The sequence below is a fragment of the Myceligenerans pegani genome (assembly GCF_014892515.1).
GTDB lineage: Bacteria > Actinomycetota > Actinomycetes > Actinomycetales > Cellulomonadaceae > Myceligenerans > Myceligenerans pegani.
In genome coordinates, this window is the sequence record NZ_JADBGR010000096.1 from 17,079 (window position 1) to 35,688 (window position 18,610).

At 71.4% G+C, this 18,610-nt stretch carries 17 protein-coding genes and 1 pseudogene; 12 read left to right on the forward strand and 6 right to left on the reverse strand.

The window, feature by feature from the left end:
* Positions 1–19: 19 nt before the first annotated feature.
* From IIE03_RS15465 to IIE03_RS15480, 4 genes are read left to right on the forward strand one after another with little or no spacing between them, the layout of a single operon-like run.
* Entirely contained in the window at positions 20–373 is a 354-nt protein-coding gene (locus tag IIE03_RS15465) for a twin-arginine translocase TatA/TatE family subunit (protein WP_192863654.1), read from the forward strand.
* Between the two features lie 53 nt (positions 374–426).
* Complete coding sequence (trpS, locus tag IIE03_RS15470; protein WP_225997834.1) at positions 427–1,503, forward strand: tryptophan--tRNA ligase; 1,077 nt, start codon at positions 427–429, stop codon at positions 1,501–1,503.
* Positions 1,500–2,039, forward strand: coding sequence for a 2'-5' RNA ligase family protein (locus IIE03_RS15475; RefSeq protein ID WP_192863656.1), 540 nt, complete (start codon positions 1,500–1,502; stop codon positions 2,037–2,039). Before trpS ends, IIE03_RS15475 begins: the two co-directional genes overlap by 4 nt.
* Before the next feature lie 7 nt (positions 2,040–2,046).
* The gene (locus IIE03_RS15480) at positions 2,047–2,976 is read left to right on the forward strand and encodes a YihY/virulence factor BrkB family protein (protein ID WP_318843012.1); all 930 of its coding nucleotides are present in this window, start codon (positions 2,047–2,049) and stop codon (positions 2,974–2,976) included.
* Between the two features lie 78 nt (positions 2,977–3,054).
* Here the strand turns inward: IIE03_RS15480 and IIE03_RS15485 are convergent, their stop codons facing one another.
* Genes IIE03_RS15485 through sdhC form a run of 4 tightly spaced genes read right to left on the reverse strand, consistent with a single transcriptional unit; the run spans position 3,055 to position 6,529 of the window.
* Positions 3,055–3,822, reverse strand: coding sequence for a succinate dehydrogenase iron-sulfur subunit (locus IIE03_RS15485; RefSeq protein ID WP_192863657.1), 768 nt, complete (start codon positions 3,820–3,822; stop codon positions 3,055–3,057).
* On the reverse strand, positions 3,822–5,654 hold the full coding sequence (gene sdhA, locus IIE03_RS15490; protein ID WP_192863658.1) for a succinate dehydrogenase flavoprotein subunit: 1,833 nt from the start codon (positions 5,652–5,654) through the stop codon (positions 3,822–3,824). The genes IIE03_RS15485 and sdhA overlap by 1 nt, the downstream gene beginning before the upstream one ends.
* A gap of 9 nt (positions 5,655–5,663) precedes the next feature.
* A complete protein-coding gene (locus IIE03_RS15495) occupies positions 5,664–6,149 on the reverse strand; it encodes a succinate dehydrogenase hydrophobic membrane anchor subunit (RefSeq protein WP_192863659.1) in 486 nt (161 codons plus the stop codon).
* Positions 6,149–6,529, reverse strand: coding sequence for a succinate dehydrogenase, cytochrome b556 subunit (gene sdhC, locus IIE03_RS15500; RefSeq protein ID WP_192863660.1), 381 nt, complete (start codon positions 6,527–6,529; stop codon positions 6,149–6,151). Before sdhC ends, IIE03_RS15495 begins: the two co-directional genes overlap by 1 nt.
* 178 nt (positions 6,530–6,707) lie before the next feature.
* Here sdhC and IIE03_RS15505 point away from each other — a divergent pair, with 178 nt between their 5' ends.
* The 8 genes and pseudogenes from IIE03_RS15505 to IIE03_RS15540 all read left to right on the forward strand — a co-directional run bounded on the left by IIE03_RS15505 (position 6,708) and on the right by IIE03_RS15540 (position 16,634).
* Positions 6,708–7,862 (forward strand): mannose-1-phosphate guanylyltransferase, encoded by a 1,155-nt coding sequence (locus IIE03_RS15505; RefSeq protein ID WP_192863661.1) that lies wholly within the window; start codon positions 6,708–6,710, stop codon positions 7,860–7,862.
* A 174-nt stretch (positions 7,863–8,036) separates the two neighbouring features.
* Positions 8,037–9,245, forward strand: coding sequence for an amidohydrolase (locus IIE03_RS15510; RefSeq protein ID WP_192863766.1), 1,209 nt, complete (start codon positions 8,037–8,039; stop codon positions 9,243–9,245).
* A 157-nt stretch (positions 9,246–9,402) separates the two neighbouring features.
* A complete protein-coding gene (locus IIE03_RS15515; protein WP_192863662.1) occupies positions 9,403–10,479 on the forward strand; it encodes a BMP family lipoprotein in 1,077 nt (358 codons plus the stop codon).
* A gap of 107 nt (positions 10,480–10,586) precedes the next feature.
* The gene (locus IIE03_RS15520) at positions 10,587–12,104 is read left to right on the forward strand and encodes an ABC transporter ATP-binding protein (RefSeq protein WP_192863663.1); all 1,518 of its coding nucleotides are present in this window, start codon (positions 10,587–10,589) and stop codon (positions 12,102–12,104) included.
* Positions 12,101–13,453, forward strand: coding sequence for an ABC transporter permease (locus tag IIE03_RS15525; RefSeq protein ID WP_318843013.1), 1,353 nt, complete (start codon positions 12,101–12,103; stop codon positions 13,451–13,453). The genes IIE03_RS15520 and IIE03_RS15525 overlap by 4 nt, the downstream gene beginning before the upstream one ends.
* Positions 13,450–14,754, forward strand: coding sequence for an ABC transporter permease (locus IIE03_RS15530; RefSeq protein WP_192863664.1), 1,305 nt, complete (start codon positions 13,450–13,452; stop codon positions 14,752–14,754). Before IIE03_RS15525 ends, IIE03_RS15530 begins: the two co-directional genes overlap by 4 nt.
* A gap of 3 nt (positions 14,755–14,757) precedes the next feature.
* A pseudogene (locus tag IIE03_RS15535) lies at positions 14,758–15,207 on the forward strand (cytidine deaminase); the annotation flags it as partial.
* A gap of 113 nt (positions 15,208–15,320) precedes the next feature.
* Positions 15,321–16,634, forward strand: coding sequence for a thymidine phosphorylase (locus IIE03_RS15540; RefSeq protein WP_192863666.1), 1,314 nt, complete (start codon positions 15,321–15,323; stop codon positions 16,632–16,634).
* A 45-nt stretch (positions 16,635–16,679) separates the two neighbouring features.
* Here the strand turns inward: IIE03_RS15540 and deoC are convergent, their stop codons facing one another.
* On the reverse strand, positions 16,680–17,384 hold the full coding sequence (gene deoC, locus IIE03_RS15545; protein WP_192863667.1) for a deoxyribose-phosphate aldolase: 705 nt from the start codon (positions 17,382–17,384) through the stop codon (positions 16,680–16,682).
* A gap of 54 nt (positions 17,385–17,438) precedes the next feature.
* Positions 17,439–18,530, reverse strand: a complete 1,092-nt coding sequence (locus tag IIE03_RS15550; RefSeq protein ID WP_192863668.1) for an adenosine deaminase — start codon at positions 18,528–18,530, stop codon at positions 17,439–17,441.
* Positions 18,531–18,610: the final 80 nt, after the last annotated feature.

Consider the following 18,610-nt stretch of genomic DNA (forward strand, 5'->3'; position numbering starts at 1 on the left):
CGCGGGTAGGCTGTGGCGCGTGTTCGGGATCAACGGGTGGGAGCTCGGTCTCATCGTGATACTCGCGGTCGTGCTCATCGGCCCCGAGCGGCTGCCTGGCTATGCCGAGCAGCTGGGCCGTGCCGTACGCAGGGCCCGCGGATACCTCACCGACGCGCGGAGCAGGGTGGACGAGGAACTCGGGCCCGAGTTCCGCGACGTCGACTGGTCGAAGCTCGACCCGCGGCAGTACGACCCGCGCAAGATCGTGCGCGACGCCCTCCTGGACGACACGCCGCTCGACGGCGATCTCGCCCGGCGCACGGCCCGCGAGACCGCGAGCGGGACGACGCCGCCCGGCGGCCGGGCTCCCTACGACGACGAGGCGACCTGACGCGCTCGCACGAGATTCGTCCCCTCGGGTCCCGGCCTGCCAGAATGTTCCTCATGCCGTCCGAAACTCAGGTTGCAGCGGGACCCACGGCCGTGGCCGACCGTCCCGTCAAGCAGCGCATCTTCTCCGGGATGCAGCCCACCCACGACTCGCTGACCATCGGGAACTACATCGGCGCGTTGCAGCAATGGGTGGCGCTGCAGGACTCGTACGAGGCGCTCTACTGCGTGGTGGACCTGCACGCGCTCACCGTCCACCCGGACCCCGCGGTGCTGCGCGAGCGGACGCGCCGCACCGCCGCGCAGTACCTGGCCGGCGGCGTGGACCCGGAGCGCTCGATCCTGCTGGTGCAGTCGCACGTGCCCGAGCACACCGAGCTGGCCTGGCTGCTGTCCTGCCAGACGGGTTTCGGCGAGGCGAGCCGGATGACGCAGTTCAAGGACAAGGCGGCGAAGCAGGGCACCGACGGCACCACGGTCGGCCTGTTCACCTACCCCGTGCTCATGGCGGCGGACATCCTGCTGTACGACGCCGCGCTCGTGCCCGTCGGCGAGGACCAGCGCCAGCACCTGGAGCTGTCGCGTGACCTGGCCGAGCGGCTGAACGCGCGCTACGGCGAGGGGACCGCCGTCGTCCCGGACGCGCACATCGTCAAGGACGTCGCCAAGATCTACGACCTGCAGGAGCCCACCGCGAAGATGAGCAAGTCGGAGGCGGGCAAGGGCTCGCTCCTGCTGCTCGAGGACGTGAAGCGGGCCGCCAAGAAGATCAGGTCGGCCGTGACCGACGCGGACGAGACCTACGGCGTGCGGTTCGACCCGGACGAGAAACCGGGCATCTCCAACCTGCTGACCATCTTCTCCGCGGTCACCGGCCGCGGCACGGACGAGATCGCCGCCGAGTACGACGGCCGCGGCTACGGCCACCTCAAGGTGGACCTGGCCGACGCCGTCGTCGCCTTCCTGGAGCCGTTCCAGGCGCGGGCGAACGGCTACCTGGACGACCCCGCCCAGCTCGACGCCGTCCTGGCCGACGGCGCCGACCGGGCCCGCGCGATCGCGCAGCCGGTGCTGGAACGCATCAAGGACAGGTTCGGGCTCCTCCCGGCGCGCGCCACGGGCGTCCGGTGAACATCCCGGACCGTGCGCCCGGGCAGGTACGCATCGGGATCGCGGTGGCCGTGCCGGAGCCGTACGCGGGCCGGCTCGCCGCCGCGCGGTCGGCGGCGGGCGACCCGCTCGCGGACCTGATCCCGCCGCACATCACGCTCCTGGGCCCCACCGTCATCGACCAGTCCGACCTGGACAAGGTGCGGGACCACCTGGACCACGTCGCCGCCTCGGTCCGGCCGTTCGAGGTGCACCTGCGCGGGACCGCGACGTTCCGGCCGGTGTCGCCGGTGGTGTTCGTCGCGCTCGCGCAGGGGATCGCCGAGTGCGAGACGATCGAGTCGCGGGTGCGCACGGGGATGCTGGCCCAGGACCTGCGGTTCAACTACCACCCGCACGTGACGATCGCGCACGAGGTGCCGGACGACCGCCTCGACAAGGCATACGAGGCGCTGCGCGACTTCGAGGCGCGGTTCGAGGTGACCAGCTTCTGGCAGTACGAGCACGGGGACGACGGCGTGTGGCGCCCGCAGTGCGAGTTCGGGCTGGGGCGCTGACCCGGTCGTGCGCGAGGTCGTACGCCAGGTCGTGCGCCAGGCGAAGGAGCTCTGGCGGCGGTGGCAGGAGTCCCGGCCAGGGCGGGCCCTCGCGCGCTACTCGGAGCGTGGCGGGAGCGTGCTGTGCGGCGGCATGGCCTACACGTCGCTGTTCTCCCTGTTCGCCGCCCTGACGATCGGGTACACCACGTTCTCCGCCGTGCTGGGACGTGACGCCGAGCTCCAGGACGCGGTGCTGGACCAGGTGGACCAGTGGGTCCCCGGGCTCATCGACACCGGGTCGGGCGGGATGATCCAGCCGGACGACCTCATGCTGGCGAACGCGTTCAACCTGACGTCGGTCGTCGCGGCGGTGGTGCTGCTGTGGTCGGCGACCAGGTTCATGGGGGCGCTGCGCGTCGCGGTGCGTTCCATGTTCGACCTGCCCGACGACGGCCCGAACGTCGTGGTCGCGCGCCTGCTCCAGCTCGTGGGCTTCCTCCTGCTGCTCGCCGGGGTCCTCGTGGCGGCGGCCGTCGGCGTCGTGGTGAGCACGGCCGCGCCGTGGCTCCTGGACCTGATCGGGCTCGGGGGCGCCAGTCGCGCCGTCGTGCAGGTGCTGGGGATCGTCGCCGGGGTGGTCGTCGACGCCGCGGTCGTCGCGGGCGTGATCCGGTACGTGGCGGGCGTGCGCATCCCGAGGCGCGAGCTGGTCACGGCGGCCCTCGCGGTGGGCGTCGCGACGGGCCTGCTGCGCTGGGCCGGGAGCTCGCTCGTCGTGGAGCTGGCCTCCCGCAACGCGCTCCTGGCGGGCTTCGCGGTGCTGGCCGCCGTCCTGATCCTGGTCAACCTCGTGGCCCGGGCCCTGCTCCTGTCCTGCGCCTGGGCGGCGGAGGCGAACGGCGCCCGCGCCGACGGCGGGACCGGGCCCCGGGCCGCGGCGACGACCCGGGCATGAGCCAGGCCGTCTCCCCACGACGGGGAGACGGCCTGTCCCGCCTCACGGCGAGCGGTTCACGCAACCGGTGACACGGTCTCAGAACGCACGCGTGATCATCGCGCGCTTGACCTCCTGGATCGCCTTGGTGACCTCGATGCCCCGGGGGCACGCCTCCGTGCAGTTGAAGGTCGTGCGGCAGCGCCACACGCCCTCCTTGTCGTTGAGGATCTCCAGGCGCTGCTGGGCGCCCTCGTCGCGGCTGTCGAAGATGAACCGGTGCGCGTTCACGATCGCCGCCGGGCCGAAGTACTGGCCGTCGGTCCAGAACACCGGGCAGCTCGACGTGCACGCGGCGCACAGGATGCACTTCGTCGTGTCGTCGAACCGCTCGCGCTGCTCGGCGGACTGGATGCGCTCCTTGGTGGGCTCGTTACCCTTCGTGATGAGGAACGGCATGATCTCCCGGTACGACGCGAAGAACGGCTCCATGTCCACGACCAGGTCCTTCACCACGGGCAGGCCCTTGATGGGCTCCACCGTGATGGGCCGTTGCGGGTTGATGTCCTTCAGCAGCGTCTTGCACGCCAGGCGGTTGCGGCCGTTGATCCGCATCGCGTCCGACCCGCACACGCCGTGCGCGCAGGACCGGCGGAACGTGAGCGACCCGTCGTGCTCCCACTTGATCTTGTGCAGCGCGTCCAGCACGCGATCCGTGCCGTACGCGGTGATGCGGAACTCGTCCCAGTGCGACTCGCCGGCCGCGTCACCCTCCGGGTTGAACCGGCGAACCTTGATCGTCACGTCGAAGCTCGGGATCTCGCCCGCCTTCGGCTGCGCGTCAGCCTTTTCCATCACAGCAGTCATCAGTACTTCCGCTCCATCGGCTCGTACCGGGTCTGGGTCACCGTCTTGGAGCCCAGCACCACCTTGTAGCCGTCGAACTCCTCGACGTGATCGAAGTAGCCCGCGATGTGCCCGTCGGCCTCGTCGGCCGCGGCGGTGGGCCGCCGGTACGCCATCGTGTGCTGCATGTAGTGGGCGTCGTCGCGCTGCGGGTAGTCCTCGCGGTAGTGCCCGCCGCGCGACTCCTTCCGGTTCAGCGCGCCGACCACCGTGACCTCCGCGATGTCGAGCAGGAAGCCCAGCTCGACGGCCTCGAGGAGGTCCGTGTTGAACATCTTGCCCTTGTCCTGCACGGAGGCGTTCTGGTACCGCTTGCGCAGCTCGCGGATGTCGGACAGCGCCTGGTTCAGCGACTCCCCGGTCCGGAACACCTGGGCGTTCGCGTCCATCGTCTCCTGCAGGGCGCGGCGGATGTCCGCGATGCGCTCGCCGTCGGGCCGCTCCCGGAGCTCCGTGAGCTGTGCCTCGACGGCCGCCGCCGGGTTCTCGGGCAGGTCGATGAACGACGCCGTCTTCGCGTACGCCGCCGCCGACCGCCCGGACCGCTTGCCGAAGACGTTGATGTCGAGCAGCGAGTTGGTGCCGAGGCGGTTCGAACCGTGCACCGAGACGCACGCGACCTCGCCGGCCGCGTACAGGCCCTTGACGACGTCGTGCCCGTTGCGCAGCACCTCGCCCGCCACGTTGGTCGGCACGCCGCCCATCGCGTAGTGCGCCGTCGGGTAGACGGGCACCGGCTCGGTGTACGGCTCGATGCCGAGGTAGGTCCGCGCGAACTCGGTGATGTCCGGCAGCTTCGCGTCGATGTGCGCGGGTTCCAGGTGGGTCAGGTCGAGCAGCACGTAGTCCTTGTTCGGGCCCGCGCCGCGGCCCTCGCGCACCTCGTTGGCCATCGACCGGGCGACGATGTCGCGCGGCGCCAGGTCCTTGATCGTCGGGGCGTAGCGCTCCATGAACCGCTCGCCGTCGGCGTTGCGCAGGATGCCGCCCTCGCCGCGGGCCGCCTCCGACAGGAGGATGCCGAGCCCGGCCAGCCCCGTCGGGTGGAACTGGAAGAACTCCATGTCCTCCAGGGGGAGGCCGCGGCGGTAGGCGAGCGCCATGCCGTCACCCGTCAGGGTGTGCGCGTTCGACGTCGTCTTGAAGATCTTCCCGGCGCCGCCTGTGGCGAACACGATGGCCTTGGCCTGGAAGACGTGGATCTCGCCGGTCGCGAGGTCGTAGGCGACGACGCCGGTCGCGTTGACCTCGGCGCCCTCCTCGACGTCCTCGGTGGCCAGGTCGCGGTCCGTGATGAGGTCGAGCACGTAGAACTCGTTGAAGAACTCCACGTCCTGCTTCACGCAGTTCTGGTACAGCGTCTGCAGGATCATGTGGCCCGTGCGGTCCGCGGCGTAGCAGGCGCGGCGCACCGCGGCCTCACCGTGGTTGCGGGTGTGCCCGCCGAACCGGCGCTGGTCGATCTTGCCCTCGGGCGTGCGGTTGAACGGCAGGCCCATGCGTTCCAGGTCGAAGACCGCGTCGATGGCCTCCTTGGCCATGATCTCGGCCGCGTCCTGGTCGACCAGGTAGTCGCCACCCTTGATGGTGTCGAACGTGTGCCACTCCCAGTTGTCCTCCTCGACGTTCGCGAGCGAGGCGCACATGCCGCCCTGGGCGGCACCGGTGTGGGAGCGGGTGGGGTACAGCTTGGAGATGACCGCGGTGCGAGCCTCCTTCGAGGACTCGAGTGCGGCGCGCATGCCCGCGCCGCCCGCACCGACGATCACGACGTCGTACTGGTGGGTGATCAAGACTCTCTCCTAGGCGGTGCAGAACGAGGCGAGCAGCTCGGGGTCCGCGCCCACGGGGCACGGTTCGAACGTGAAGATGACGAGCGTGCCGAGCACCACCACGATCGTGAAGGCCAGGTACAGCAGCCCCTTGAGGACGCCGCGCGTCACGTCGCGCTCCGCGTAGTCGTTGATGATCGTGCGCAGGCCGTTCGTGCCGTGGATCATCGCCAGCCAGAGCATCAGCAGGTCCCAGATCTGCCAGAACGGGCTCGACCACTTGCCGCCGACGAACGCGAAGTCGATCGCCTTCACGCCCTCGCCGACCATGAGGTTCACGAACAGGTGCCCGAACACCAGCACCACGAGGACCACGCCGGACGCCCGCATGAACACCCAGGAGTACAGCTCGTAGTTGCCCCGCGTCGTCCTCTTGCGCACGTAGGGGGAGCGAGGCGCGTCGAGCGTGCCCACCCGCTCGGCCACCGCCGGGGTTCCGTGTGTCGCGCCGCTCATCAGTGGCCTCCGAAGACGTTCATGAGGTGACGCGGCAGGAAGCCCGCCATCGTCACGACGAAGAGACCGAGGACGATCCAGAGCATGACCCGCTGGTAGCGGGGCCCGTTGGCGAGGAAGTCCACGAGCATGATCCGGATGCCGTTGAACGCGTGGAAGACGATCGCGGCCACGAGGCCCACCTCGCCGAGTCCCATGATCGGCGTCTGGTACGTGCCGATCACTGCGTTGTAGGCCTCGGGCGACACGCGTACCAGCGCTGTGTCCGTGACGTGGACGAGCAGGAAGAAGAAGATCGCGAATCCGGTCACGCGGTGCGCGACCCAGGACCACATGCCTTCGCGGCCGCGATAGAGCGTGCCGCCTTGTGCGGTGGGCACTTCGGGAGCCTCCTATGGCTTTCCGGTGAACGTATGAGGCAGGCGCCTCCCACTGTAGTGACACCCGGTCGCATCAATCGTCCGGGGGATGTGGTTCCGGCACGTGAGATGGTCGATTTGTGATTGATCGCACAGAGGAGATGTCGCCTCCCGAATCGACGTCACTATGCTGCTTCCCATGAGCAATCCCGCGGGCACCAGCAGTGCCGCCGAGACCGCCGTCGGACCCATCGAAGGATTCCACGCCGTGATCCCCGCGGGCGGGGCGGGAACCCGGCTCTGGCCCCTGTCCCGCAGGAGGTCGCCGAAGTTCCTGCACGACCTGACCGGCTCGGGCCGCACGCTCCTGCAGGCCACGGTCGACCGCCTGAGCCCGCTGACCGGCGCGGACGGGATCGTGCTGGTCACCGGCACCCACCACGTGGCCGCCTGCCGGGCGCAGCTGCCGGGCCTCGGCGCGGAGAACGTCCTGGCGGAACCCTCGCCGCGGGACTCGATGGCGGCCATCGGACTCGCCGCCGCCGTCCTGGCCGAGCGCCACGGCGACGTCGTGATCGGGTCGTTCGCCGCGGACCACGTGATCTCGGGGCAGCCGGCCTTCGAAAACGCGGTCCGTGAGGCCGTCGCCGCGGCCAGGGCCGGCTACGTCACCACCATCGGCATCGCGGCCTCGCGGCCGTCCGTCGCGTTCGGCTACATCCGGTCGGACGGCACCCTCGGCGTCGAGGGCGCGCCCAGCGCACAGCACGTGCGCGGCTTCACCGAGAAGCCGGACGCCGCGACCGCCCGCGAGTACATCGCCTCGGGCGAGTACCGCTGGAACGCCGGGATGTTCGTCGTGCGGACGTCCGTGCTCCTGGGTCACCTCGCCGAGCAGCGTCCCGAGCTGCACGCCGGGCTGTGCGCCATCGCGAAGGCCTGGGACACCGGCGACCGCGACCGTGTGCTCGCCGAGGTCTGGCCCGGCCTGGAGAAGATCGCCATCGACCACGCGATCGCCGAGCCGGTCGCGGACGCGGGCGGCGTCGCCGTCGTCCCCGGGACGTTCGGATGGGACGACGTCGGCGACTTCAACTCCCTCGCCGCGCTCCTGCCGTCGGACGACGACGAGGGCTCGAAGGTGCTCGGTGACACCGGCGACGTGCTGCGGATCGACAGCGCGGGGTCGGTGGTCGTCCCGGCGAGCGGCCGCCTGGTGAGTGTGCTCGGCCTGGACGACGTCGTCGTCGTGGACACGCCCGACGCCCTGCTGGTCACGACCCGTGCGCGGGCGCAGCAGGTGAAGCAGGTGGTCGACGGCGTCCGGGCGCGGGACCTGGACGGCCTGCTGTAGCCGCGCGAGGCGCCCACCCGCCCCGGCGGAGGGGATTGCCGAGCCGCCCGCGCCCCCGGGAAGAATTGTCCACATGCCGGTCCCAGATCGTGGGACGCGGGAGCGCGCGGCGGTGTGACCCCCGTTACAGTGGGGCAGGTGACATCTACCCAACCCGCCGTGAGCGTCGCAGAGCTGGATCAGATCGTTTCGACCGCCCCGTCCCGGGGCACACGTGCCGTCGTCGCGCAGCGCGTGGTCGAGCTCGCGGGCGAGCTGGAGAACGAGCTGATCGCGTTCCGGCGGGACGTGCACGCCCACCCGGAGCTCTCGCGCCGGGAGTCACGGACCACGGCGGTCGTGGCCGAGCGCCTGCGCGCCGCCGGCCTGAGCCCGCGGCTCCTGGAGGGCACCGGCCTGGTGTGCGACGTCGGTCCCGGCGACGGGCCCCGCACCGGCCTGCGCGCGGACCTGGACGCCCTCCCGCTGCAGGACACCAGCGGGGTCGAGTTCGCCTCCACGGCGCCCGGCGTCGCGCACGCGTGCGGCCACGACGTGCACACCACCACCGTGCTCGGCGCCGGCCTCGTGCTCGCCCGGCTCGCCGCCGAGGGCCTGCTGACCCGCGGCGTGCGGCTGTTCTTCCAGCCCGCCGAGGAGGTCATGCCCGGCGGCGCGCTGGACATCCTCGGGACGTCGGAGCTCGACGGCGTGGACCGCATCGCCGCCGTGCACTGCGACCCGAAGATCGACGTCGGCACCGTCGGAACCCGGATCGGCTCGATCACGTCGGCGGCCGACGCGGTCTCGGTGACCGTCTCGTCCCCCGGCGGGCACACGTCGCGCCCGCATCTGACCGGCGACGTCGTCTTCGCGCTGGGCCAGGTGATCACGCAGGTGCCGGCGGCGCTGGGGCGGCGGCTCGATCCCCGCTCCGGCGTCAACCTGACCTGGGGCACCGTGCAGGCGGGCAGCATGCCCAACGTCATCCCGTCCACCGGCACGGTCAAGGGCACGTTGCGCTGCCTCGACGTGGCCGCGTGGAAGAACGCGGGCGAGCTCGTGCGGGACGTCGTCGAACAGGTCGTCAAGCCGTACGACGTCGAGGTCACCGTGCACCACACCCGTGGCGTGCCGCCCGTCGACAACGACGCGGCCGAGACCACCGCGCTGGAGGAGGCGATCCGCGAGGCGGTCGGGCCGGACGCCATCGTCCTGACCGAGCAGTCGATGGGCGGGGAGGACTTCGGCTGGTACCTGACGAAGGTGCGCGGCACCATGGCTCGGCTCGGCACGCGGACCCCCGGCGGGCGGACCTACGACATCCACCAGGGCGACCTCGTGGTGGACGAGCGCGCCATCGGCGTCGGGGTGAGGATGCTCGCCCAGTACGCGGCCCGCTGAGTGACGGTCCTCACGCGGTCCACCCCGTCTCGGTGACGCTTCGGTAACGACTTGTCGTCGTAACCGGCTCGATACGCGTTGCGTCGCGGGCGCTGGATAATCTCGGTGCATGACGGGGTCTTACCGAGGCCCGAACGAACCCATCGAGGAGCAACAGGTGAAGAAGGCTGTAGCGCTCACCGCGCTGACCGGTGCTGCGGCACTCGCACTCTCGGCTTGCGGGGCGGCCCCCGAGGAGACCGGCGGCAACGAGGCCGCCAGCGACTTCCTGCCGTGCATCGTCTCCGACGAGGGCGGATTCGACGACAAGAGCTTCAACCAGCTCAGCTACGAGGGCGTGCAGGCCGCGGCGACGGCGATCGGGGCGGAGGTCCGACAGGTCGAGTCGAACTCCGAGACCGAGTATCAGGGCAACGTCCAGTCGCTGGTCGACGAGGGGTGCGACGCCATCGTGACCGTCGGCTTCGCGCTGTCGGCGGCCACCATCGAGTCGGCCACCGCGAACCCGGACATCAACTACATCCTCATCGACGACCCGGCGGACGCCGACCAGGACGGCGAGACGGACGCGGAGAACATCAAGCCGCTGCTGTACAACACGGCCGAGGCGGCGTTTCTCGCCGGCTACCTCGCGGCGGGCTACTCCGAGACCGGCAAGGTCGGCACGTTCGGCGGCATGGAGTTCCCGACCGTGACGATCTTCATGGACGGCTTCAAGCAGGGCGTCGACCACTACAACGAGGTCAAGGACGCCGACGTCGAGGTGGTCGGCTGGAACGGCGAGACGGGCGTGTTCACCGGTGGTTTCGCCGCCAACAACGACGCCAAGAACACCGCGACGAACGTCATCGGTCAGGGCGTCGACGTGCTCCTTCCGGTGGGCGGACCCATCTACCAGTCCGCGATCGACGCCATCGAGGACTCGGGCAAGGACATCGCGCTGATCGGCGTGGACGCCGACCTGTACGAGACCGACCCGGCCACGCAGGACCTGGTCCTGACCTCCATCCTCAAGGGCATGGACGTCTCGACGCAGGAGGCCGTGGAGCAGGCGGCGGCCGGCTCGTTCGATCCGACGCCGTACATCGGCACGCTCGAGAACGACGGCGTGGGGCTCGCCCCGCTGCACAACTTCGAGGACGACGTCGACCCGGAGCTGATGGCCGAGGTCGACGCGTTGCGTCAGTCGATCATCGCCGGCGAGGTCGAGGTGAAGTCCTACCTGGCCGAGTGACGATCGTCGCTCCGGGGCCGCGCGCGTTTGCCGCTCGCGGCCCCGGAGTGCGTCAATGGGACGGGTAGCGAGGTACGCGGCGACTTCACGCCACGGGGAGGAAGAACATGCGGCTGGAGCTGCGGGGTATCACGAAGCGCTTCGGGGCGCTGGTCGCGAACGACCACATCGACCTGACGGTCGAGCCGGGTGAGATCCACTGCCTGCTCGGCGAGAACGGCGCGGGCAAGTCGACCCTGATGAACGTGCTGTACGGGCTCTACGACGCCGACGAGGGCGACATCCTGCTGGACGGCGAGGTCCAGCACTTCTCGGGCCCGGGCGACGCGATGGCGGCCGGCATCGGAATGGTGCACCAGCACTTCATGCTCGTACCGGTGTTCAGCGTGGCGGAGAACGTGATGCTCGGTCACGAGCCGGTCCGCGGCGGCGTGCTCGACCTCGAGTCGGCACGGCGGCAGGTCCGGGAGATCTCCGACCGGTTCGGCTTCCATGTCGACCCGGACGCCCTGATCGAGGACCTGCCGGTGGGCGTGCAGCAGCGCGTCGAGATCATCAAGGCGCTGTCGCGCAATGCCGACGTCCTGGTCTTCGACGAGCCGACGGCGGTCCTCACGCCCCAGGAGACCGACGAGCTGATGGCGATCATGCGCCAGCTCCGGGACTCGGGGGCCGCGATCGTCTTCATCACCCACAAGCTGCGGGAGGTCCGAGAGGTGGCGGACCGCATCACGGTGGTGCGGCACGGCAAGGTGGTCGGCGAGGCGGACCCGACGGCGTCGGACGCCGACCTCGCGTCGCTCATGGTGGGCCGCGCCGTCGAGCTGACCGTGCGCAAGGACGAGCCTCGGTACTCCGAGGGCATGCTGCGGGTCGACAGCCTGCAGGTGGTCGACGAGGCCGGTGCGGTCGTGGTCGACGACGTGTCGTTCGAGGTGCGCGGCGGCGAGGTGCTCGTCGTCGCGGGCGTGCAGGGCAACGGTCAGACCGAGCTCACCGAGGCGCTGCTCGGCCTGCAGGAGGACGTGTCCGGGAGCATCACGCTCGACGGCGAGGAACTGACCGGCCTGAGCGTGCGCAAGGTGCTCGACCGCGGCGTCGGCTTCGTGCCGGAGGACCGCACGTACGACGGCCTGGTGGGGGAGTTCACCATCGCGGAGAACCTCATGCTGGACCGCTCCGACGGGCCGCCGTTCGTGCGGTCGGGTTCGCTGCAGCTCGCCTACCGCGACGACTTCGCGCGCACCGCCGTGGCGGAGTACGACGTGCGCACCCTGGGGATCGACACCCCGGTGGGCCGGCTCTCCGGCGGCAACCAGCAGAAGGTGGTCCTCGCCCGCGAGCTGAAGCGCGACCTGCGGCTGTTCGTGGCGGCGCAGCCGACGCGCGGCGTCGACGTCGGCTCGATCGAGTTCATCCACAAGCAGATCGTGGCCACGCGCGACGCGGGCGTGCCCGTCGTCGTCGTCTCGACCGAGCTCGACGAGGCGACCGCGCTGGCCGACCGGATCATGGTCATGTACCGCGGTCGAGTGGTGGGGATCGTGCCGGCGACGACGCCGCGCGACACCCTCGGGCTGATGATGGCGGGGATCCCGCCGCAGCAGGAAGGAGAGGCCGCGTGAGCCAGCACAGCCGCCAGGGCGGGGAGTCCGGCACGGAACCCCGGCCGGAGACGGAGCCCGGCCTCGCCGAGGAACTGGAGCAGGAGGCCGCCCGCGAGCAGGGGGCACCCGCGGGGCTCGAGCACGGCGAGGACACCGCCGACCGCCTGGCCCACGCGCTGCAGCAGACGATGAGCCACCCGTGGACGGTCGCCGCCGGGGCGATCCTCCTCGCCGTGGTCGTCGGATCGGTCATGATCGCGTTCACGGACGAGCGCGTGACCGCCGCCGCGGGCTACTTCTTCGCGCGTCCCGCCGACACGTTCGTCGCGCTGGGCGACGCCATCGGCGGCGCGTACTCGGCGCTGTTCCGCGGCGCGGTGTTCAACCCGCGCGCCGACGGCCTGGCGGCCCAGATCCGGCCGCTCACCGAGACGCTCAACTACGCGACGCCGCTCATCACGGCGGGCCTGGGCGTGGCGCTGGCGTTCCGGGCCGGCCTGCTCAACATCGGTGGTCAGGGGCAGATGCTCATCGCCGCAGCCGCCGCCGGCTGGGTGGCCTTCGGCGTGACCGGCCTCCCGTTCGGGGTGCACACGCTGCTCGCCGTCGTCGCGGGTATCGCCGGCGGCGCGGTGTGGGCCGGGATCGCGGGCGTGCTCAAGGCCCGCACCGGCGCGCACGAGGTGATCGTCACGATCATGCTCAACTGGATCGCGTTCTACCTGCTGGCCTACTTCCTGGCGACGCCCGGGCTGCTGCAGGCCCCCGGGTCGTCCAACCCGAAGACCCCGGCCACGCCGGAGTCGGCGCAGCTTCCCGCCCTGCTCGGGGAGCGGTACAACCTGCACTGGGGCTTCGTCCTGGCGCTGGGCGCCGTGGTCTTCGTCTGGTGGCTGCTGAACCGGTCCTCGCAGGGGTTCGCGTTCCGCGCGGTCGGAGCGAACCCGCGCGCCGCGCGCGTGGCCGGCATCGACGTCCCCTGGGCCACGGTCAAGGTCATGCTCGTGGCCGGCGGCCTGGTCGGCGTGGCCGGCGCCTCGCAGGTGCTGGGCCAGGTCACCACCGGCTTCGGCGGGGACATCGACGCCGGCATCGGCTTCGATGCGATCACGGTCGCCCTGCTGGGCGGCTCCAACCCGTGGGGCGTGCTCGCCGCCGGGATACTGTTCGGGGCGTTCAAGGCCGGTGGTACGGCGATGCAGGCGTCCGAGGGCGTGCCGAACGACATCGTGCTCGTCGTGCAGTCCCTGATCGTGCTGTTCATCGCGGCACCGCCGCTGGTGCGCGCGATCTTCAGGTTGCCGGACCCGGAGCGTCGTCGTACCCCGCGAAGGGCCCGCACGATCAAGAAGGAGGCGGCAGCGTGAGCGCCGCAGTCGAGGCTCCGGGCGCGCCGGGCACGCCGTCGGACACCATCGAGAAGCGCCACGTGACGCAGGTGGGGTGGAAGGCCGCGGGCGGCCTGATCGTCGTCGGCGCGCTCTTCGCCCTGCTGCTCGTCACCGTGCCGCGCGAGGGCGACACGAGGTTCGCCCTGTCGCGGGACGCCGACGCGATCCAGATCCCGGTGCTGGAGATCCCGGCGATGCCGCTGGCGTGGGCATGCCTGGTGATCATGGCGCTGGTCGCGGCATTCTCCGTGGTCCGTACGCAGGCGAACCGGAGGACACCGATCTGGGTGATCGTGGTGTTCGGCGTCGTCTTCCTCGTCGGGTTCCTCGCGTGGGCCGGCGCCGGCAGCTCCGGCACCCTGCCGATCGTGAGCCTCCTGTCCGGCTCGCTGCTGGCCGCCGTGCCGCTGATCTACGGCTCGCTGAGCGGCGTGATCGGCGAGCGGTCCGGCGTCATCAACATCGCGATCGAGGGGCAGATGCTGGCGGCGGCCTTCACGGGCGCGATCGCCGGCTCGATCACGGGGTCGCCGTTCGCCGGCGTGCTGGCCGCCCTGCTGGCCGGCGTGCTCGTGGCACTGGTGCTCGCGCTCTTCACCGTCACGCACCGGGTCAACCAGATCATCGTCGGCGTGGTGCTGAACGTGCTGGTTCTCGGGCTGACGTCGTTCTTCTACTCGCAGGTGCTCGTGCCGAACGCCGCGACGCTGAACTCCGCACCGCGGTTCAGCACCTGGACCATTCCGCTGCTCAACGACATCCCGGTGATCGGGCCGGTGCTGTTCGACCAGGCCCCGCTCATCTACCTGATGTACCTCGTCGTCGCCGGCGTGTGGTTCGCGCTGTACCGCACCCGCTGGGGACTGCGGCTGCGGGCCGTCGGTGAGCATCCGAAGGCCGCGGACACCGTCGGCGTCAACGTCGAGGGCACCCGCTACCGTGCGCTGCTCATCGGGGGTGCGTGCGCCGGGCTCGGCGGTGCGTTCTACACGACCGTCGCGGTAGGCCAGTTCGGCCTGAACATGACCGCGGGCGCGGGCTTCATCGCCCTGGCGGCGATGATCTTCGGGAAGTGGGACCCACTGCGGGCGGCGATGGCAGGCCTCCTGTTCGGGTTCGCACTGAACCTGCAGAGCATCCTGGGCGTCGTGGGTGAGGTGGTGCCCAGTCAGTTCATGCTCATGCTCCCGTACGTCGTGACGCTGTTCGCGGTCGCCGGGCTCGTCGGCCGTTCCCGGCCCCCGGCCGCGAACGGCCAGCCCTACGTGAAGGGCTGACCGATGAGCACCACCGACGACGGCGGACACGCGGATCGCACGCCCGCGACGGACGCCACCACGACCGCCGTCGTGCACCCCGACTGGGAGGCCTTGCGTGAGGCGGCGCGCGACGCCCTGCGGTACGCGTACGCGCCGTATTCCGGGTTTCCCGTCGGGGCGGCCGCCCTGGCCGACGACGGGCGGCTGCTGACCGGTGCCAACGTGGAGAACGCCGCGTACGGCGTCACGCTGTGCGCCGAGTGCTCGCTCGTGAGCGCGCTGATGATGTCCGGCGGGGGCCGGCTCGTGGCGTTCACCTGCACCGATGCCGACGGGCGGGTCATCATGGCGTGCGGCCGCTGCCGCCAGCTCCTGTGGGAGCACGGCGGGCCCGAGCTGTTGGTCGAGACCCCGCGTGGCGTGCTGCCCATGGACCAGGTGCTGCCGCAGGCGTTCGGGCCCGAGGACCTGGCCCGGGTGAGGGACGGCCGGTCGGCCGCCGGTGACGCTGCCGCCGGCGACGCGGGTGCTGCCGCGCCGCGCACACGAGACCTTGGCAGCGCGGCCCACGGAGAGGAACCCTCATGACGACCGAGCACTTCGACGCCGTGGACGTGATCCGCGCCAAGCGGGACGGCCTCGCGCTGTCCGGACCCCAGATCGACTGGGTCGTCGACGCCTACACGCGCGGCGTGGTGACCGACTACCAGATGTCCGCGCTGGCCATGGCGATCTACCTGAACGGGATGTCGCGCACGGAGGTCGCCCGCTGGACCGGCGCGATGATCGCGTCCGGCGAACGGCTGGACTTCTCCGGCCTGTCGCGGCCCACCGCCGACAAGCACTCCACCGGCGGCGTCGGGGACAAGATCACGCTGCCCCTGGCGCCGCTGGTCGCGACGTTCGGCGTCGCCGTGCCGCAGCTCTCCGGCCGCGGGCTCGGGCACACCGGCGGCACGCTCGACAAGCTCGAGGCGATCCCCGGCTGGCGGGCGGCGCTCTCCAACGACGAGACCCTGGCCCAGCTCGAGGACGTCGGCGCGGTCATCTGCGCCGCCGGATCGGGGCTCGCGCCCGCGGACCGCAAGCTCTACGCGCTGCGCGACGTCACGGCGACCGTGGAGTCCGTCCCGCTCATCGCGAGCTCCATCATGTCGAAGAAGATCGCCGAGGGCACCGGCGCGCTCGTGCTGGACGTCAAGGTGGGCTCCGGCGCCTTCATGAAGTCCCTCCCGCAGGCGCGCGAGCTCGCCCGGACCATGGTGGACCTCGGCACCGACGCCGGCGTCCGCACGGTGGCGCTGCTGACCGACATGTCCGTGCCGCTCGGGCTGACCGCCGGGAACGCGCTGGAGGTGACCGAGTCGGTGGAGGTGCTCGCCGGCGGCGGCCCCACGGACGTCGTCGAGCTGACCGTGGCGCTCGCGGTCGAGATGCTCGCGGGCGCCGGGAGGCCCGCCGGCGAGGACGAGGTGCGGGCAGCGCTCGCCGACGGTCGCGCCATGGACACGTGGCGGCGCATGATCGCGGCGCAGGGCGGCGACCCGGACGCGAAGCTCGCCGTCGCGAAGGAGACCGAGACGGTCGTGGCCGGAGAGGACGGCGTGCTGACGCGCCTCGACGCCTACGCCGTGGGAGTCGCCGCCTGGCGGCTCGGGGCGGGGCGCGCCCGCAAGGAGGACCCGGTGCAGGCGGCCGCGGGCGTCCAGTTGCATGCGAAGCCGGGCGACCGGATCACGGCCGGGCAGCCCTTGATGACGCTGCACACGGACACCCCCGAGCGGTTCGAGCGCGCCCGGCAGTCCCTGGACGGTGCGTGGGAGGTGGCCCCGGACGGGACCTCGGAGGCGACGGCCGCGGCCACCCCGGGAAAGCTGATCCTCGACCGCGTCGCCTGAACCCGCCGAGGCGGCCCCCGCCGATCGGAGGGAGCCGCTGTGCGTTCAGTAGGCGTTCGTGTCCGACGACGCCACGGCGGTCGCGCCGTCGTACCCGTCCAGCACCGCGGCCGTGCCCGACAGGCCCAGCCGCGTCGCCCCGGCGTCGATCATCCGGAGCGCCGCGTCGAGGTCCCGGATGCCGCCGGACGCCTTGATGCCGAGTCGCCCGCCGACGGTCTTCGCCATGAGCGAGACGGCCTCCACGGAGGCGCCGCCCGTCGGGTGGAAGCCGGTGGAGGTCTTCACGAAGTCCGCGCCGGCCGCCTCGGCGGCCTCGCACGCGGCGACGATCTGGTCGTCGCTCAGGGCGGCGGACTCGATGATCACCTTGAGCAGGCGTCCTTCGGGGACGGCGGCGCGGACGGCGGCGATGTCGGCCCGGACGTCGTCGAACAGCCCGGCGCGCGCGGCGCCGACGTCGATCACCATGTCGACCTCGTCCGCGCCGTCGGACACCGAACGGGCGGCCTCGGCCGCCTTCACCTCGCTGACGTGCTTCCCCGACGGGAACCCGCACACGGTGGCGACCTTGACCCGCCCGGCCGCGACCTCGCGCGCGTGGGCCACGAACGTCGGCGACACGCACACGGAGAACACGCCGAGCCGGGCGCCCTCCTCGACGAGCGCGGTGACGTCGTCGGCCGTCGCCTCCGGCTTGAGGAGGGTGTGGTCGACGGTGGCGGCGAGCGCCGCGCGATCCAGGGTCATCGTTGCTCCGTTCCGCACGGCTCCGTGGGCTCCGCGCTGTGGCGGAGCCCGTCGTCAGAGCTGTGCCCTTTCGATCTTCTGGAAGCCGGGCACGATCACCTGCTCGACCAGCGTGCGCCGCTCGTCGTGGTGCACGAAGGCGCTCCACGCGGCGGCCACGGTGACGTCGAGCAGGTCGTCGAGGGTCCACCCGGCTTCGGTGTTCAGGAGCATCATCTCGCGTGTCATGGACGTGCGGGACATCAGGCGGTTGTCCGTGTTGAGCGTCACGGCGAAGTCGAGTTCCTTGAGGCGCGTGATCGGGTGCGTCGCGATGGACCCGGCGGCTCCGGTCTGCGTGTTCGAGACCGGGCAGACCTCGAGCGGGATCTGCTGGTCGCGGACCCAGTGGGCGACGGGCCCGAGCTCGGCGGGGGCCCCGTGGGTGCCGAACGTGATGTCGTCGGCGATCCGGACGCCGTGTCCGAGCCGCAGGGCCTGTCCGGTGTGCAGCGCCTCGGCGACGGAGTCGACGCCGGCCGCCTCGCCGGCGTGGATCGTCACCGGGACCTGGTGCGAGGCGAGGTGCCGCCACACCTGGTCGTGCCGGCCGGGCGGGAAGCCGTCCTCGGGCCCGGCGAGGTCGCAGCCGAGGATCCCGTCTCCGGCCAGGGCGATCGCCAGGTCGGCGACCTCCGTCCAGCGGTCGGCCTGCCGCATGGCGGTGAGGATCTGCCCGGCGCGGATCGTGTGGCCGTCGGCGGCGGCACGTGCGACGCCGTCGTCGATCCCGGTCTGCACGGCCTCCACGGCCTCGGTCATGGTCAGCCCGCGCTCGAGGTGCTGCTCGGGTGCCCAGCGCAGCTCGGCGTGCACGACGCCGTCGGCGGCGAGGTCGAGGACCGCCTCGCGGGCGACGCGTTCCAGGGCGTCCGCGGTCTGCATGACGGCGACCGTGTGGGTGAACGTCTCGAGGTAGCGGACCAGCGAGTGGGAGTCGCCCGCCGTCGCGAACCAGTCCGCGAGCCCCGCGGGTTCGGCGGGGAGCACGTGACCGACGGCGTCGGCGAGCTCGCTGACGGTGCCGGGTCGCAGACCGCCGTCGAGGTGGTCGTGGAGCAGGACCTTGGGCAGCGCCTGGATGGTCTCGGCGCCGAGGTGTGTCATGCCGACCAACCTAGCTGTTCCGCGGGCCCGTCGTGGGGTGGACGGCTCGCACACCCGCCGCTCAGGAAAAGAGGTTAGGC